Origin of the sequence: Methanococcoides alaskense, assembly GCF_027594145.1 — an archaeon.
In the GTDB taxonomy this organism is placed as follows: domain Archaea; phylum Halobacteriota; class Methanosarcinia; order Methanosarcinales; family Methanosarcinaceae; genus Methanococcoides; species Methanococcoides alaskense.
Map to the genome: position 1 here is coordinate 543,633 of NZ_JAQFFK010000001.1, position 13,991 is coordinate 557,623.

At 42.5% G+C, this 13,991-nt stretch carries 13 protein-coding genes; 5 read left to right on the forward strand and 8 right to left on the reverse strand.

The genetic code is table 11. The annotated features are described in order from the left end of the window. Position 1 precedes the first annotated feature (1 nt). The 3 genes from PBV53_RS02575 to PBV53_RS02585 form a co-directional block, all read right to left on the reverse strand. Positions 2-1,726, reverse strand: a complete 1,725-nt coding sequence (locus PBV53_RS02575) for a 2-oxoacid:acceptor oxidoreductase subunit alpha (RefSeq protein WP_270095608.1) — start codon at positions 1,724-1,726, stop codon at positions 2-4. A 46-nt stretch (positions 1,727-1,772) separates the two neighbouring features. Further along, complete coding sequence (locus tag PBV53_RS02580; RefSeq protein WP_270095609.1) at positions 1,773-2,144, reverse strand: VOC family protein; 372 nt, start codon at positions 2,142-2,144, stop codon at positions 1,773-1,775. Between the two features lie 205 nt (positions 2,145-2,349). Continuing rightward, positions 2,350-2,742, reverse strand: a complete 393-nt coding sequence (locus tag PBV53_RS02585) for an alpha-hydroxy-acid oxidizing protein (protein WP_270095610.1) — start codon at positions 2,740-2,742, stop codon at positions 2,350-2,352. 39 nt (positions 2,743-2,781) lie between these two features. Between PBV53_RS02585 and PBV53_RS02590 the strand changes: the two genes are divergently transcribed. Further along, on the forward strand, positions 2,782-3,111 hold the full coding sequence (locus tag PBV53_RS02590) for an aconitase family protein (protein ID WP_270095611.1): 330 nt from the start codon (positions 2,782-2,784) through the stop codon (positions 3,109-3,111). A gap of 217 nt (positions 3,112-3,328) precedes the next feature. Here PBV53_RS02590 and PBV53_RS02595 read toward each other — a convergent pair whose 3' ends face one another. Continuing rightward, positions 3,329-5,860 carry a bifunctional aconitate hydratase 2/2-methylisocitrate dehydratase gene (locus PBV53_RS02595; protein WP_270095612.1) on the reverse strand — a complete coding sequence of 844 codons (2,532 nt, stop codon included), beginning with the start codon at positions 5,858-5,860 and terminating at the stop codon, positions 3,329-3,331. Between the two features lie 247 nt (positions 5,861-6,107). Next, complete coding sequence (gene pncB, locus PBV53_RS02600) at positions 6,108-7,319, reverse strand: nicotinate phosphoribosyltransferase (RefSeq protein WP_270095613.1); 1,212 nt, start codon at positions 7,317-7,319, stop codon at positions 6,108-6,110. A gap of 116 nt (positions 7,320-7,435) precedes the next feature. On the opposite strand from pncB, the gene PBV53_RS02605 reads away from it, so the two are divergent. Then, on the forward strand, positions 7,436-8,305 hold the full coding sequence (locus PBV53_RS02605) for a DMT family transporter (protein ID WP_270095614.1): 870 nt from the start codon (positions 7,436-7,438) through the stop codon (positions 8,303-8,305). Between the two features lie 420 nt (positions 8,306-8,725). Here PBV53_RS02605 and PBV53_RS02610 read toward each other — a convergent pair whose 3' ends face one another. Genes PBV53_RS02610 through PBV53_RS02620 form a run of 3 tightly spaced genes read right to left on the reverse strand, consistent with a single transcriptional unit; the run spans position 8,726 to position 12,065 of the window. Beyond that, positions 8,726-10,033, reverse strand: a complete 1,308-nt coding sequence (locus PBV53_RS02610; RefSeq protein WP_270095615.1) for an ABC transporter permease — start codon at positions 10,031-10,033, stop codon at positions 8,726-8,728. 26 nt (positions 10,034-10,059) lie between these two features. Continuing rightward, positions 10,060-11,319, reverse strand: a complete 1,260-nt coding sequence (locus PBV53_RS02615; protein ID WP_270095616.1) for a COG1361 S-layer family protein — start codon at positions 11,317-11,319, stop codon at positions 10,060-10,062. A gap of 17 nt (positions 11,320-11,336) precedes the next feature. Further along, the gene (locus PBV53_RS02620) at positions 11,337-12,065 is read right to left on the reverse strand and encodes an ABC transporter ATP-binding protein (protein WP_270095617.1); all 729 of its coding nucleotides are present in this window, start codon (positions 12,063-12,065) and stop codon (positions 11,337-11,339) included. Between the two features lie 100 nt (positions 12,066-12,165). Here PBV53_RS02620 and PBV53_RS02625 point away from each other — a divergent pair, with 100 nt between their 5' ends. The 3 genes from PBV53_RS02625 to PBV53_RS02635 all read left to right on the forward strand — a co-directional run bounded on the left by PBV53_RS02625 (position 12,166) and on the right by PBV53_RS02635 (position 13,740). Beyond that, positions 12,166-12,942 (forward strand): hypothetical protein, encoded by a 777-nt coding sequence (locus tag PBV53_RS02625; protein ID WP_270095618.1) that lies wholly within the window; start codon positions 12,166-12,168, stop codon positions 12,940-12,942. Continuing rightward, on the forward strand, positions 12,939-13,220 hold the full coding sequence (sso10a, locus tag PBV53_RS02630) for an Sso10a family chromatin protein (RefSeq protein ID WP_270095619.1): 282 nt from the start codon (positions 12,939-12,941) through the stop codon (positions 13,218-13,220). Before PBV53_RS02625 ends, sso10a begins: the two co-directional genes overlap by 4 nt. A 223-nt stretch (positions 13,221-13,443) precedes the next feature. Further along, positions 13,444-13,740 (forward strand): carboxymuconolactone decarboxylase family protein, encoded by a 297-nt coding sequence (locus PBV53_RS02635; protein ID WP_270095620.1) that lies wholly within the window; start codon positions 13,444-13,446, stop codon positions 13,738-13,740. Positions 13,741-13,991 lie beyond the last annotated feature (251 nt).

A 13,991-nucleotide genomic window follows, 5' to 3' on the forward strand; every position in this document is an offset into this window, starting at 1 on the left:
CTCAGATCACCTTCTTCTGTTCAAGAGCTCTTATTATGTGTTCGGGAGTGTAGGGTTTCCCATCAGACCTCAATATATTCTCATCAACTCGCAATCCGGTCTCACACTCGAAGAGCTTCGCGAATTGTCCGGTCGCATTGTTCTCCACACAAACTATCTTTCCAGCATCAGCCATCATATTTTTTATTGCATCTACTGGTAACGGATATACATTGGTGAAATGCAAGTGATCGACCGAATGCCCCTCGCTTGTGAGTATATCCACAACTTCCAGAAGAGGGCCGTATGTAGAACCCCAACCGATCAAAGTGATATCGGCTTTCTTATTACCGTAAAGCTGTGGAGCTTCCATTTCCTGTTCCAGAAGCTTTAGTTTCTTCATTCTCTTATCGTTCATCAGGATACGGTTGTCGATCGTCTGGTCAAGATGACCAGTCTCATTATGTTCATCACTGTCAACAACAACAGTAAATCCTGCCTGACCTGGAATAGCCCTTGGAGATATGCCGGTGGGTGTTAGTTCATATCTGTTGTACTCATTCTTGCCTTTAAGTTCATCATCAGAAAGCAGATGCCTGTCTATCTCTATCTTTGAAGTGTCGAACTTCTTACAGGTGAAAAGAGAGTCTGCAAGGTACTGGTCACTCATTACAAAAACCGGGATCTGGAACTTCTCAGCGATATTGAACGCTTTTGCCGTCAGATAAAAACAATCATCAGGTGTTCCCGGGGCAAGTATGCATCTTGGAAACTCGCCTTGAGCAGCTGTCAGAACGAACTGGAGATCACCCTGTTCGGTCATTGTAGGCAGACCTGTGGCAGGTCCCGGCCTCTGTGAAAGGAAGATCACAGCAGGTGTTTCGGTTATCCCTGCAAGGCCCAGTGCTTCGGCCATGAGGCAGAAACCTCCACCTGATGTGGTGGTCATGGCTCTAACGCCTGCATAGGATGCACCAAGTACCATATTCAAAGCCGCTATCTCATCTTCTGCCTGTTCTACGACGACATTGAACTCATCGGCCTTTGCAGCTATATAGGTCATAACACCCGTTGAAGGTGTCATGGGATAGGCTGCCAGGAATTGAACGCCTGCTGCAAGAGCGCCAAGGGCAACGGCATCATTTCCTGCAATTAGCATCCTCCCATCCTCTATCAGAGGTTCTTTTACGGCAAACTTACATGCTGAAGGGAAGTTCTTTTTGGCGTGATCATAACCTGCACGTGCTGCTTTTATGTTATTCTCAATTATTTCATCGCCTTTTTTCTGGAAGGTCGCAGTCAATACACGTTCGAGATACTCAAAATTGAAGCACATAAGGCCTAGCGCAGCACCGATTGCGACAGTGTTGGAATATATCTTATTCCCGCAAACATCCTTTGCGATCTTCAGCATTGGAACATGAAAAATAGATTCATTCATCTGTTCTATCTTGATGACATCAGTGTCAACTAGTACAACACCATCAGATATCTCGTTCAGGTGCTCGTTGATAGATGCCTCATCAAGAGCTATCAGGATGTCGACCTTCTCGGTCATTGCCCTTATCGGTTCATTGCATATACGTACCTGGTAAGTATTGTGTCCACCCCTTACCCTTGAAAGATAGAACTGAGTAGTAAAAACGTTGAAACCACTTTTCTTGAAGGTCTTTGCAAGTACCACACCTATGGTGTGTAAACCCTGGCCTGCGGCTCCGCCTACTTTTATCACAAGATCTGTGTTCATATTTTGTCCCCTTTGATAATAAGATAGTTTTGATCAGAAACTTCTCTTATGCTGCGTTCTCATTAACTTCCCACAATCCGAAGGTGTTCTCTTCGGTATCCATACAAAATGCAAGATAACCCCAACCTGGAACAGGCATCTTTGGCTGTAATACTGTCCCTCCGAGCTTTTCAACACGAGTGCAATAGTCTTCAACCGATGCAACTTCGATGAAATTGGTTATTCTCTGTTCAGGGCTCCCACGAAGTCCCATGCCACCACCGACCCCTTTCTCACCATCGAGGGATTCTGTTTCTATGAAATAGTAGTCCATAGGTCCCGACACCTTTTCAAATTTCCAATCGAATAACTCGGTGTAGAACTCTTTTGCCCTGTCAATATCGTCTACGGGCAAGTCAAAATGTGCAATAGCTGGCATAAATACATCACTCCCAAATTTAATATGACAGTTAATCGATTTAAGGTTTGGGTAGATAAGAATATATAATTAAAAAGCAAAAAAAGAACCGAAAATATCAATCCAGTAAGGATGGGCCTGGGTATTATCAGAGTTACATTTATTGAATATCGCAAAAGAGAAACCTGAAATTCAGTATTCCCCTTTTTTAGAATTTATCAGTAATTCAGATATCATAAAGAATATCGCTGTTTATATCTTCAAGAGTATTGCAGGAGGTCATTATCATTGCTTTTTCAATATCTGATCTCATATAATCTATCAAACTCCTGACACCTTCCGCACCATGGGGTACAGCCTCACGTACTATTGGACGACCTGTCAATACATGATCTGCTCCCAGAGCAAGCATCTTCACAACATCAAACCCGGTTCTTACACCACCATCGGCAGTTATCACTACCTTTTTGCCTTTTTTAGTGTTCCTGATAGCTTTCACTATATTAGGAAGAACATCAGCAACTCCGGGAGTAGAATCAAGAACACGTCCGCCATGGTTTGAGATTCCTATTATATCTGCACCCGTTTCCAGTGCCGACAGCGCATCTTCTTCGCACATTATCCCTTTGACCATGAAAGGAACGTTGATGGCAAGGTAGTGACGGAAGAGGATATAAAGAACCTTGCTTCCTGGAAACCAAATGATGTGCCGCAAACCGATGTTCCTTACATCCCATCAAGGGTGCTTCTACAGGACTTTACAGGAGTTCCTGCGGTTGTTGATATTGCAGCGATCAGATCAGCAATGGAGAGGCTTGGTGGAGAACCAAAGGATATCAACCCTTTCATTCCTGCAGATCTTGTTATCGACCACTCTGTGCAGACCGATTGCTACGGTTCATCTAAGGTTATCTCATACAACGAGAAGCTTGAGTTCCAGAGGAACAGGGAAAGATATGAACTGCTCCACTGGGCACAATCTCCTTGATCCTTTCTTATAGGTTGAAACTTCTTCCTTCCCTGAACCTTTCAAGGTGAGATCATCAAATTAGCTTATAGATCACCCATTCTAATTTGATGGGGTCTTATAGAAATAAGGTACGAAGAAAAAAATATGGAGAATGGGCGTTGTGCGCCCATTATTGCTAAATGCGCTTTGAAGTTACACATTTAATAATACTCCACAGTTGGTTTTATAGTTTGTATTACAGGTAGTCTTCCATTTCATCGAATTGAAGATACCTGTAGATCTCGTCCAGTTTTGGCTCGATCTTTTCCATGTAAACTTCCATGTACTCATCTACAGTGGGTATCCTACCAAGGTTGGAGGTAATTGCTCCAAGCTCCGCTGAGCCAAGGTAGACCTGGGCTCCGTCACCAACACGGTTGTCGAAGTTACGGGTGCTGGTTGAAAACACTGTGGAGGCATCCGGTACGCGAGCTTGGTTCCCCATGCACAGTGAGCATCCCGCGATCTCAATGCGGGCACCGACCTGGCTGTATATGGAGAAAACTGACTCCTCCCTGAGCTTTGCCTGATCCATTCGGGTAGGTGGGCAGATCCAGGTGCGGACATCAGGGTTGAATTTCTGGTCACGCCAGATCTCGGCTGCAGCGCGGAAGTGTCCTATGTTCGTCATGCATGAGCCTATAAAGACGTCCTGAATAGTGGTGCCTGCAACCTCGGAAAGCAGTTTGACATCATCAGGATCATTTGGACATGCAAGGATAGGCTCCTTGATATCTGCAAGATCGATCTCTATGACTGCGGCGTACTCTGCATTCGGATCCGCTTTGAGCAGGCTCGGGTCTTCCAGCCACTCCTCAACAGCTTCTATGCGCTTTTGGAGAGTCTGTGCATCGGTGTATCCGTTCTCGATCATCTTTTTCATCAATGCCAGGTTGGAGCGCAGGAAAGTGGATACGGGCTTCTCATCAAGCTGGATGCAACCGGCTGCTGCTGAACGCTCTGCAGCGGAGTCCGTCAGCTCGAATGCCTGCTCAGCTGTGAGGTCGGGCAGTCCTTCTATTTCCAGGATCCGTCCGTTGAATATATTGATCTTGTTCTTCTTTGGCACGGTCATAAGACCCTGCTTGATAGCATGGTATGGTATGGAGTTTACCACATCACGCAGGGTGATTCCAGAATTAAGCTTTCCACTGAAACGCACCAGCACGGATTCAGGCATATCCAGAGGCATGAAACCCAGTGCTCCGGCAAAGGCTACCAGCCCGGAACCTGCCGGGAATGATATGCCTATCGGGAACCTTGTATGGGAGTCGCCACCAGTACCCACGGTGTCTGGAACCAGCAGGCGGTTAAGCCAGCTGTGGATCACTCCATCCCCGGGATGCAGGGAGACTCCGGCACGCTCAGATACAAAATCTGGAAGTGTCCTTTGCATCTTCACGTCTGTAGGCTTGGGGTAGGCTGCGGTGTGACAGAATGACTGCATGAACATGGGAGCCTGGAACTTGAGACAGGCAAGTTCTGTGAGTTCGTCAGCGGTCATGGGGCCAGTGGTGTCCTGGGAGCCGACAGTGGTCATCATCGGCTCACAGGCAGTTCCAGGCAGAACTCCATCTAAACCGCATGCCCGACCAACTATCTTCTGTGCCAGGGAGTAAGCCTGTCCTGGTTCTGGAACCGGATTATCGGGTTTAACGAAAATGTCTGTCTCAGGCAGACCCAGTACCTCGCGGGTCCGTGTGGTCAGTGACCTACCAATTATTAGGGGAATACGACCGCCTGCACGGTATTCGTCCGGAAGGGTGTTGGGTTTGAGATCAAAAGTAGAGATCACATTGCCTTCTTCATCTGTTACTTCGCCCTTTGCGGTGTTGATGGTAATGATATCGCCGTGCTGGAGCTTGCTGATATCCATTTGCAGAGGCAGAGCACCTGAGTCTTCGGCTGTGTTAAAGAAGATAGGAGCTATGGCAGTACCGATGATCACACATCCACGGCGTTTATTTGGAACATGTGGTATGTCCTTACCGATGTGCCAGAGCACACTGTTGCAAGCGGATTTACGGGAAGATCCGGTTCCTACCACATCAGCGACAAAGGCAACTTCGTGTCCTTCCTCACGCCATTTTGCCATTTCTTCAATGCCTCCTGGGAAGCGGGTATTTCCCATTTCCAGTGCATGAAGGGGTATGTCAGGGCGACTCCACGCAGCACTGGCAGGGGAGAAGTCGTCGGTGTTGATCTCGCCATCAACCTTGAATACCCTGACAGTGATGGTCTCAGGGATCCCTGGTCTGCTTGTGAACCACTCAGCGTTCGCCCAGCTGTCAAGGACTTTTCCTGCAGCATCATTTGTCTTTGACAGTTCCAGTACGTCTTCAAAAGCATCGTAGACAAGAGTTATGCCTGAAAGTGCAAAGGTGGCCTCATCTGCGACCTCGGAATCTCCGAGTGCTTCGATAAGATACTTTACATTGTAGCCACCGATCATGGTTCCCAGGATCCTGATCGCTTCATTTTTGTCGATAAGCGGTGAAGAGACAGCTCCTGCTAAAATGTTACCAAGGAAATCTGCCTTGACCTTTGCAGCGGGGTCCACACCAGGAGATATTCGTTCCGTGAACAGGTGGAGCAGGAACTCTTCCTGTTCTGCAGGAGGATTTTGTAATAATTCACAAAGTTCAGAGGTCTGTTCCGGATTCAGAGGAAGTGCGGGAATACCCTGACCTTTCCTCTCTTCTTCGTGTTTTAGATAAGCTTCGATCATCTTTTATCCTCCATGAGAAATTGAGTTTTTGCTGCATTGGCAGCTGAATAGCTTTTTCTTGTCTTGTTTCCTTGAAAAAAAGCATTAATTATGATATATGATGCTGATTATCGTTTTTGCTGTATATGACATTAACGGGGCACAAAAGAATGTATTTCTTGAATAAGACGAAACGAAGACGAGAGTGCAACTTCCAAGCTTCCAGCTATCCTGAAATATTCCTAGAAGCTTGATTCAAAAACAATATTTAATCGTCAAGCCCTTTTCTGCCAAATATATAATTAGCCACCCTCAAAGCATCCTTATCTCCGGTAGCCTTTTCCACTGAATCGCTAAGTTTTACCACTGGGATACCATCGATCTTGTGGAGCTTGATGACCATGTTCAGAGGAGGGTTGTAACTGAAGAAGTCCGAATTGTTCGTCAGGGTCGTGCCAATGCCGAAACTGCAATTTATTCTGCCATTACAATATTCTTTCAGTTTTACAGCATCACTTACATGAAGGGAATCACTGAAAACGAGCACTTTTTTCATAGGGTCGATACCAAGCTTCTTGTAATGTTCGATGACATCATCTGCGAACTTGATCGGGTCACCACTGTCATGTCTGACACCGTCATAAAGTTTCGCAAGCCCAAGGTTGAAGTTCCTGAAGAATGGTTTTGAACCGAAAGTATCACTGAGGGCAATACTAAGATTACCTTTGTACACTTTTACCCAGTTATCAAAAGCAAATTTGTTCGCATTCCTTAGACCAACAAGGGCGGAATTTCCCATTATCCATTCATGGCCAATGGTACCTATCGGTCTCACACCATACTTCTTTGCAAAATATACATTGCTGGTGCCGGAAAAAGAATCCAGTTTATGAAGGACCTCGACCACTTTATCATGTAATTTGAACCCTCTTCGGCGTCGTGTCCCAAATTCAGAGAATATACAGCCATTGGCATCCAATTCCCTTCCCATCTCGCCTATGAAATTACCATACTCGTCCATTAGAGCATTTTCAGTTTCGTTGCCATTGGTCGCAGATGTCTCTCCCCCTTTAGTATCCACTACCGTAAAATAAAGTTCCGAAATGGTTGACATGAGTACGATCTCCCACAATATGGAACTATGCCACGGGCCATCGATACAGAGTTCAAGTTCATTCTCTTCTGTCAGAAGTATCTTCACTTCTTCCGGATCGAAACGGAAGTTCTTCAGGTATTCAATATATGAGGGTTTAAAAAAAGGACAATTGTCTTTGAGCCAGATAGATTCATCCTCGGAAAGTACCATTTTGGAAATATCCTCATCGATGGTACGCCTAAGCTCATTCACGAACTCATCTGTAAAACTCTGACCGCCCCTATTGATGAAACGGTATTCAGCACGTGCATCCGGGAACAGTTCTAACACTGCCATCTGCATTGTAAACTTATAAAGGTCATTGTCCAGTATCGATCGGGTCACTTGAGGTCTTCCCTTATTTGAATTACCTATAGGATTCTACATATCGAAACCAATATATAAAAGGACAGGCTCACAAGAGGAACTCGCTAAAAAACGGAAATAACGGGGACAAAATAATGGAAGATCGGACAAAAGGCATCATCTACATGCTCATGGTCGTTATCTTCTGGGGTTTCTCTTTCATAGGTACAAAGGTCCTGTTAAATTATCTGGACCCTGCGACCATAGGTTTCTTACGTTTTTTCATTGCAACAATACTTCTGTCTGCCATTTGCAGAAAAAAAGCGGATTATACCAGAAAACAACTAAAATACGTCATGATCGCCGGATTTCTGGGAGTTACAAGTTTTTACATGTTCGAGAATGTGGCACTCACCTATACAACGGCCACGAACGCATCCCTAATCGGTGCTACCGTGCCTGTGTTCTTCTTGCTCACAGTTGATACGCTAAAGCGTACATTTTCAAGCCCCATCAAATACCTGGGAGCAGTCATTGCTTTTGCAGGAGTCGGATTACTGATACTTAACGGAAAATTCAACCTTGCACTTAATCCCCTTGGTGATCTTCTAATGTTCGGCTCGGTCTTCTCATGGGTCTTCTACACTACCATAATAGATAAATTAAGGTCGAAGGATATGCTCATCCTTTCCCGTGACATCACTCTGTTCGGTACGATCTTCCTGTTACCATTTGCACTTTTCGAGGCAAGGGACATGAGGGTCGATATTGTTTCCCAGTCAGATCTTGTAATAGCTCTTGTTTCCCTCATGTATCTGGCTATATTCGCTTCTGCTCTCGCCTTCCTTTTGTGGAACAAAGCAATAGATCTCACAGGCTCAAGCACAACTACCAATGGGCTTTATCTTATTCCTCCAATAGCCATTCTTGGAGATAGCATAATTCTTGGGAACATACCTAATATATACGCTCTTGTGGGTGCGGTATTGGTTCTTGCAGGCGTGTATCTTTCAGAAAGGACTTAAAAGCAATTATGCATCGGCTTGAACATATAGTTAATTTTATATGACATCGGAACTAATAATATATTACTCATGGGGGTGAGGGATTTGATTATGGTTACTTTCAGTTACAATGGAGGTAATACCATGGAATCAGTAGTAAAACAAACATCATATGGACCATTTGTTCTATTCGTATCAATACTTCTGGCAGCTTTTGCAGGATTTGCAATACAGATGTATTGATCTTCCTTTTTTTGCAAGATCGTTTTTTGCTTGAAGTTACTTTGGAATACGGCATATTATTGGAATAGGTATACTCTTAAAATATTCAAAATAAATGAAACTCATGCCTGAACCGAAATACAAAATAAAAGACTTGTCAAAAAAGGGATGAGAAATAAATAATATCGGTTTTAACTTCTCATCATCAATTCATTTATCTCATTCATATCTCAAAGCATCTACCGGATTCAACTTCGCTGCACTCTTTGCCGGCATGTAACCTGCGACAAGACCGACTCCTATGGAAACCAGGGTAGCCACAATTGTAGCCTTAACGCTCAACGTGAATACGAAAGGTATCTTCAATTGCATCGATATCAGATACACTATCACTTGTACAAATGCGGTTCCAAATATAATACCAATTAAACCGCCTACAAGTCCTATCAATGCAGCATTGCAGAGGAATATCAGAAGAACATCCTCATTTCTGGCACCTATGGCTTTCATAATGCCTATTTCTTTCGTCTTTTCAAGCACGGAAGTGAACATGGTATTGGCAATACCAACAGAACCCACTAATAATGATATTCCTGCAATGAACGCAAGGAATGCGGTCAGACCTGATATCAATTTATTTGTGCTTTCCATCATTTCCTGCTGTGAATATATATAGAAATCCTTTGTGTCCTCATCAACACGTCTTGATAACTTGAGCTTTTTATCCATTTCATCAAGTGCAGGTTGCAGCTCTGCATTCTTGTAGAGTTTAACTTCTATGGAGCCATATACGTCCTTTTGCAGATTCGAATATTCATCATCCTGAGCCATTACATACATGTCCTCATAGGGCATGAATACACTGCTGCCGAAAAGACCTCCCATCCCACCAAGAAGACCATCACCCTTTGCGAGAATGCCTACAACACGATAGGACTTTCCGTTCAACAGGATCAGCTGGTTAAGTCTTATCTTCTTATCCTTGAATGCCTCATTGGCAAGATTGTCGGAGATAACGACCACGTTTTTGTCACCTGCTTTAAGCAATCGTCCTTCACCTATGTCCTCGGTGGTCATTTTTGACCAGACCTTCGGGTCAACACCGCTTATATATACCGATGTCTCTTCATTACCCATGCTCAGCATGGCACCAGAATCAACTTTTACATTGATGTATTCGATAGCAGATATTCTTTCAAGGGTCTGCACATCCTTTTTTGTCAATTGTGCTTGAGATTCTGAACCGGGATCATCAATGAACTGGTTCGTTTCCTTATCCTCTACCACAGGTTCGCCAACACCTTCATCCTCATTCATTTCAAAAGGAATTGAAGCAACAATGGTTATGGTGTCCCCTCCAAAATCTTCAAGTGTCTTCGTTACTTGATCCTGAAAATATTCGCCGGTAGTTACAACTGTCATAACAGAAGCTATGCCGATAACAACACCTATAATGGTCAGCCAACTGCGTAATTTGTTGGCCTTGACCATATTCAGTGAGATTTTGAATATCTTTTTCGGTTTCATTTTTCCACACCTCAGGAACGGACCTATCAGAGCTTTTTCTTCTTATATAGAACAAAACCTGCACCACCAAGAAGCGCAAGTGTCAGAAGAAGTAAATTGTTGACACCTCCTGAAGAATTGCTCTTAACAGTGCTTTGTGATGCATCAGGCCTTGATGCAAAAACTGACAATTCCTTGTCCTGTATCTCTCTTTCGCCATCACTTGAAGTATAGGCTATCTGGAATTTCAAAGGCAAGGACTCGCCATAGTTGTCAGGGATCAATCCAAAATCTGCAAGTGTATAATCACCTTTCTGAAGGCTGCCCAGAACTACAGAATTAGAACCACTTCTCATACTCCATCCCTCCTGCTTAGGGATGGAAACGGTAACTGAACTTGCCTGATTGTTACCAATGTTGGATATTGAGAACGAATAGGACCCACCCATTGTCTGTTCAACGAATACTATATCGAAATCCGTTCTACCGCCAATGTAGATGCCTGCTTTACTTTCAATGGTCTTACGTTTCTGGTTCTCAAGTGTTCCAGCCTGTGTTATTGTTTGTAGTTCTTCGACATCATCATAAGTGAGTGTCATATCGAGTTTATACAATCCGGGTTTAGTGTTAACATTGGTCAGGACCTGGAAATCAATTGTTGCATTCCCATCGATATCAATAAAATTGATGTATTTCACATTACTTGAACCGACAGGCAAAACAAGGTCGTTTGTGCTTTCCCAGGAGAACATTGCGTTCTTTAGCGGAGAGTTACCAACATTCTTTACCACGAATGACAGATTCGTTTTCTTGCCAGGTACCAGTTTTTCAAGGCTGATGGATTCGATCTCAGCATTTGATTCACTATCAACATCGATGTAGAACTCACGGGAAATACAGACATTATCTTTGTTGCCCTGTTCATAGACCAGCACTTCCAGAGGATACTGGCCTGCATTGACATTGTTATCAACAAGCATCTCGAATTTTACGACCTTGCTTCTATCATCCTCATAACGTCTTCCCAATTTACCGACATTTTCAATGAGGCTCGAACCTGATACTTTCCTGAAAGGATATTTTGGAACCACTTCAACAACAAGGTTTCCTGTTTCACTTGAACCAGTGTTCTGGATGGAATACCTTATTTCAAGGACATCACCCGGTTTTACAGGATCAGGTTTCTGGTTGAGCATATCTACCATTATTCCTTTATCAAGGACATTTATGGCCATGGCACTTTGCCCGAAAGGCACTGTAATGACCATGCAGAGGATCATTATTTTAAGGATGAATTTTAATTTCATAACAAGGTCTCCTTTTTTCAAATATTATTATTTTGATCATCGATCTTCGAAGAATTATCATTTATCTCATCGCGAACAATCATGCCATCCTTCAGAACTATATGTCTTGCAGCGTATTGTGCAAGGTCCATGTCGTGGGTCACCATCACTACGGTCTTACCTTTCTCTTTCCACAAACGATAGAGGATTCCCATTACATCACGCCCGGTCTTACTGTCCAGGGCCCCGGTGGGCTCATCCGCAAGAATAAGTTCAGGATCACATGCCAGGGAACGTGCGATTGAAACACGTTGTTGCTGTCCGCCTGAAAGCTGACTTGGTCTGTTGTTAAGTTTGTCAGACAATCCTACAAGTTCAAGGGCTTCTGTTGCTTTTTCCAGAGCAATGTCATCTTCAACTTCCTGTATCTCCAATGGCAGGAGGACATTCTCAAGAGCTGTCATTCCGGGAATAAGGTTGTACTGCTGGAAAACAAAGCCGATGGTCTTGCCCCTGAGCGTTGAAAGATCGGACTCGGTCATGTCTGCTATATTTCTGGACTTTAAGAAAATATCACCTTTGGAAGGAACATCGAGACATCCTACCAGGTTCATCATTGTGGATTTACCACTACCTGAAGGGCCGATGATAGCAGCGAATTCGCCGTATTCGATCTCGATATTAACTTTTTTCAGAGCATCTACCTGCACTTCACCCATTTGGTATATCTTCCAGACATCACGAAATTCTATCAGCGGTTCTGTCATATCTTGCATAATAATGGTACGTGTATAAAAGCAAGGGGTAGTTGAAAAATATAGTTCAACTACATTTTCTTTATATATTACCCAGATTATAGTGACACCCATGGATCTAAGTGTTCTTAATTCAACAATACCACAAGAGCTATTGGATCTATCTGCCGAGATCAATTCGAGCTATACTGCAACAGATATTGTACTTGATCTGATCTCATATCCATTGATGGCGATTCTTGCACTGATGATATACTTGGAGATCTCGAAGATATATTCTATCAGTCAGTATCAGGGACTTAAACATTTCAAGAACGCTTTTTTATTCTTTGGAATAGGGAATCTTTCATTCCTTACAGTTGTGATCTCATTTATAATGCTGAAATTCTCCATTTTAATAGGAACATATTTTTTTCTTATTGTGGGAGTACCTGCATTGGTCCTTGCTTTATTTGGATTCTGGATAGCCAGGTCTGAATTGCTTTACACAATTACATGGAAGCATTTTGATTCCATCTCGACAAAGAGGGTAATCAAAGCATTATTTTTCATAGGTCTGATGTTCTTTGTATTCATTGATCTGATAATCTATAGTTTATTGAGCGAAGCATATGGATTTGCAGTGGGAATGGTCTATAAAGGTTTAATTTTTGCTTTAATACTATTATTAATTAAGAGCAATCTTAGGTCTTCCGGAAGGATGGGGTCAATAAAGAATCCATATTATCTAGGGCTTATCATGCTTTTTACATTGAATTTTTTGGGGATTTTTGCAGACCTCATAGCAGAGTCTAGCATTGCAACAATTTTTATAAATGGGTTTACAATTACCGCTTACATAATTATCCTTAAAGGTATTAGAAAATGGAGTCGCATTCTAACAATATGAAACCTTTTCAGAAAAGAAGCCGTCTGGAGATCATAAGGGATATTCTTAAAGTTATACGCGAATCCAATAACTCTATCAGTCCAACAAAACTCCAAAGGTTCTCCAATCTTTCTTTCCAGATGTTCGAAGAATATGTTAACGATCTTGAAAAGAAGGGGCTTATTGAAGCCAAACCCTATAAGGAAAAAAGGAAGATATATTCGCTTACAGATAAGGGGAGGGCTTTTCTGGATAAATATCAGGATTTTGTGAATTTCCTTGCAGATTTTGGTCTCTGAATAACACATACTTTTTTAAGATCACTCTGATATGTCTTTATGCATCCTCCTTCATAAAAATTAAAGTTCTGAGAACATGTACTAGTATTAGATACAATATTTCTATTATTATGATCTCCAAAACATGATGGTGGAAAAACCTATGTATAAGTTATATGCAAAGTCATATGTTCACTATCGAAAAAACAATAATTGAAACAATCGTAATTATGGAGGTCTATATATGACATTCTTAGATGATAAAATGCCAGAAGCTTCTAAAGCCTTTGGAGATCTGCGATCTGCTATATTCAGGGCAAACGCGCTTGACATAAAAACAAAAGAACTGATTGCAGTTGCATCAGCAGTCCTTATGCGTTGCGAAAAATGTGTGAAGATCCATTCAGAAAGGGCAAAAGAGAACGGTGCAACTGAAAGCGAAATAGCCGAATCGATTTCCATTGCAATGTTCATAGCAGCCGGATCACAATTAAACTGGACAGATGCATATGACGAAATACTTGATGGCACAGAAGAGTGAAAAATAAAAGTAGGACGATCATATTTTTAATGAAATGATCAGGCTTTAGTGGAGTCTGATCGTGTTGTGCAGTTCTGGTATACACTCATAAAATAAATATTACATATGTATGCACACACATATTTATTTATATTTATATATGCGTGTATTCTTAATAACCTTTTTAATATCGAACTAATATAATTTATATGATATTTAGTAAGGTAAAAACGTTTGATCAAGAATAATATTTATATATGAAAAAGTGAGAC

What these genes read in the sequence shown, in the direction of transcription:
- PBV53_RS02575 (WP_270095608.1), bottom strand. Translation starts at nt 1,726, where the DNA reads ATGAACACAGATCTTGTGATAAAAGTAGGCGGAGCCGCAGGCCAGGGT.
- PBV53_RS02580 (WP_270095609.1), bottom strand. Translation starts at nt 2,144, where the DNA reads ATGCCAGCTATTGCACATTTTGACTTGCCCGTAGACGATATTGACAGG.
- PBV53_RS02585 (WP_270095610.1), bottom strand. Translation starts at nt 2,742, where the DNA reads ATGTGCGAAGAAGATGCGCTGTCGGCACTGGAAACGGGTGCAGATATA.
- PBV53_RS02595 (WP_270095612.1), bottom strand. Translation starts at nt 5,860, where the DNA reads ATGATCGAAGCTTATCTAAAACACGAAGAAGAGAGGAAAGGTCAGGGT.
- PBV53_RS02605 (WP_270095614.1), top strand. Translation starts at nt 7,436, where the DNA reads ATGGAAGATCGGACAAAAGGCATCATCTACATGCTCATGGTCGTTATC.
- PBV53_RS02610 (WP_270095615.1), bottom strand. Translation starts at nt 10,033, where the DNA reads ATGAAACCGAAAAAGATATTCAAAATCTCACTGAATATGGTCAAGGCC.
- PBV53_RS02615 (WP_270095616.1), bottom strand. Translation starts at nt 11,319, where the DNA reads ATGAAATTAAAATTCATCCTTAAAATAATGATCCTCTGCATGGTCATT.
- PBV53_RS02620 (WP_270095617.1), bottom strand. Translation starts at nt 12,065, where the DNA reads ATGACAGAACCGCTGATAGAATTTCGTGATGTCTGGAAGATATACCAA.
- PBV53_RS02625 (WP_270095618.1), top strand. Translation starts at nt 12,166, where the DNA reads ATGGATCTAAGTGTTCTTAATTCAACAATACCACAAGAGCTATTGGAT.
- sso10a (WP_270095619.1), top strand. Translation starts at nt 12,939, where the DNA reads ATGAAACCTTTTCAGAAAAGAAGCCGTCTGGAGATCATAAGGGATATT.
- PBV53_RS02635 (WP_270095620.1), top strand. Translation starts at nt 13,444, where the DNA reads ATGACATTCTTAGATGATAAAATGCCAGAAGCTTCTAAAGCCTTTGGA.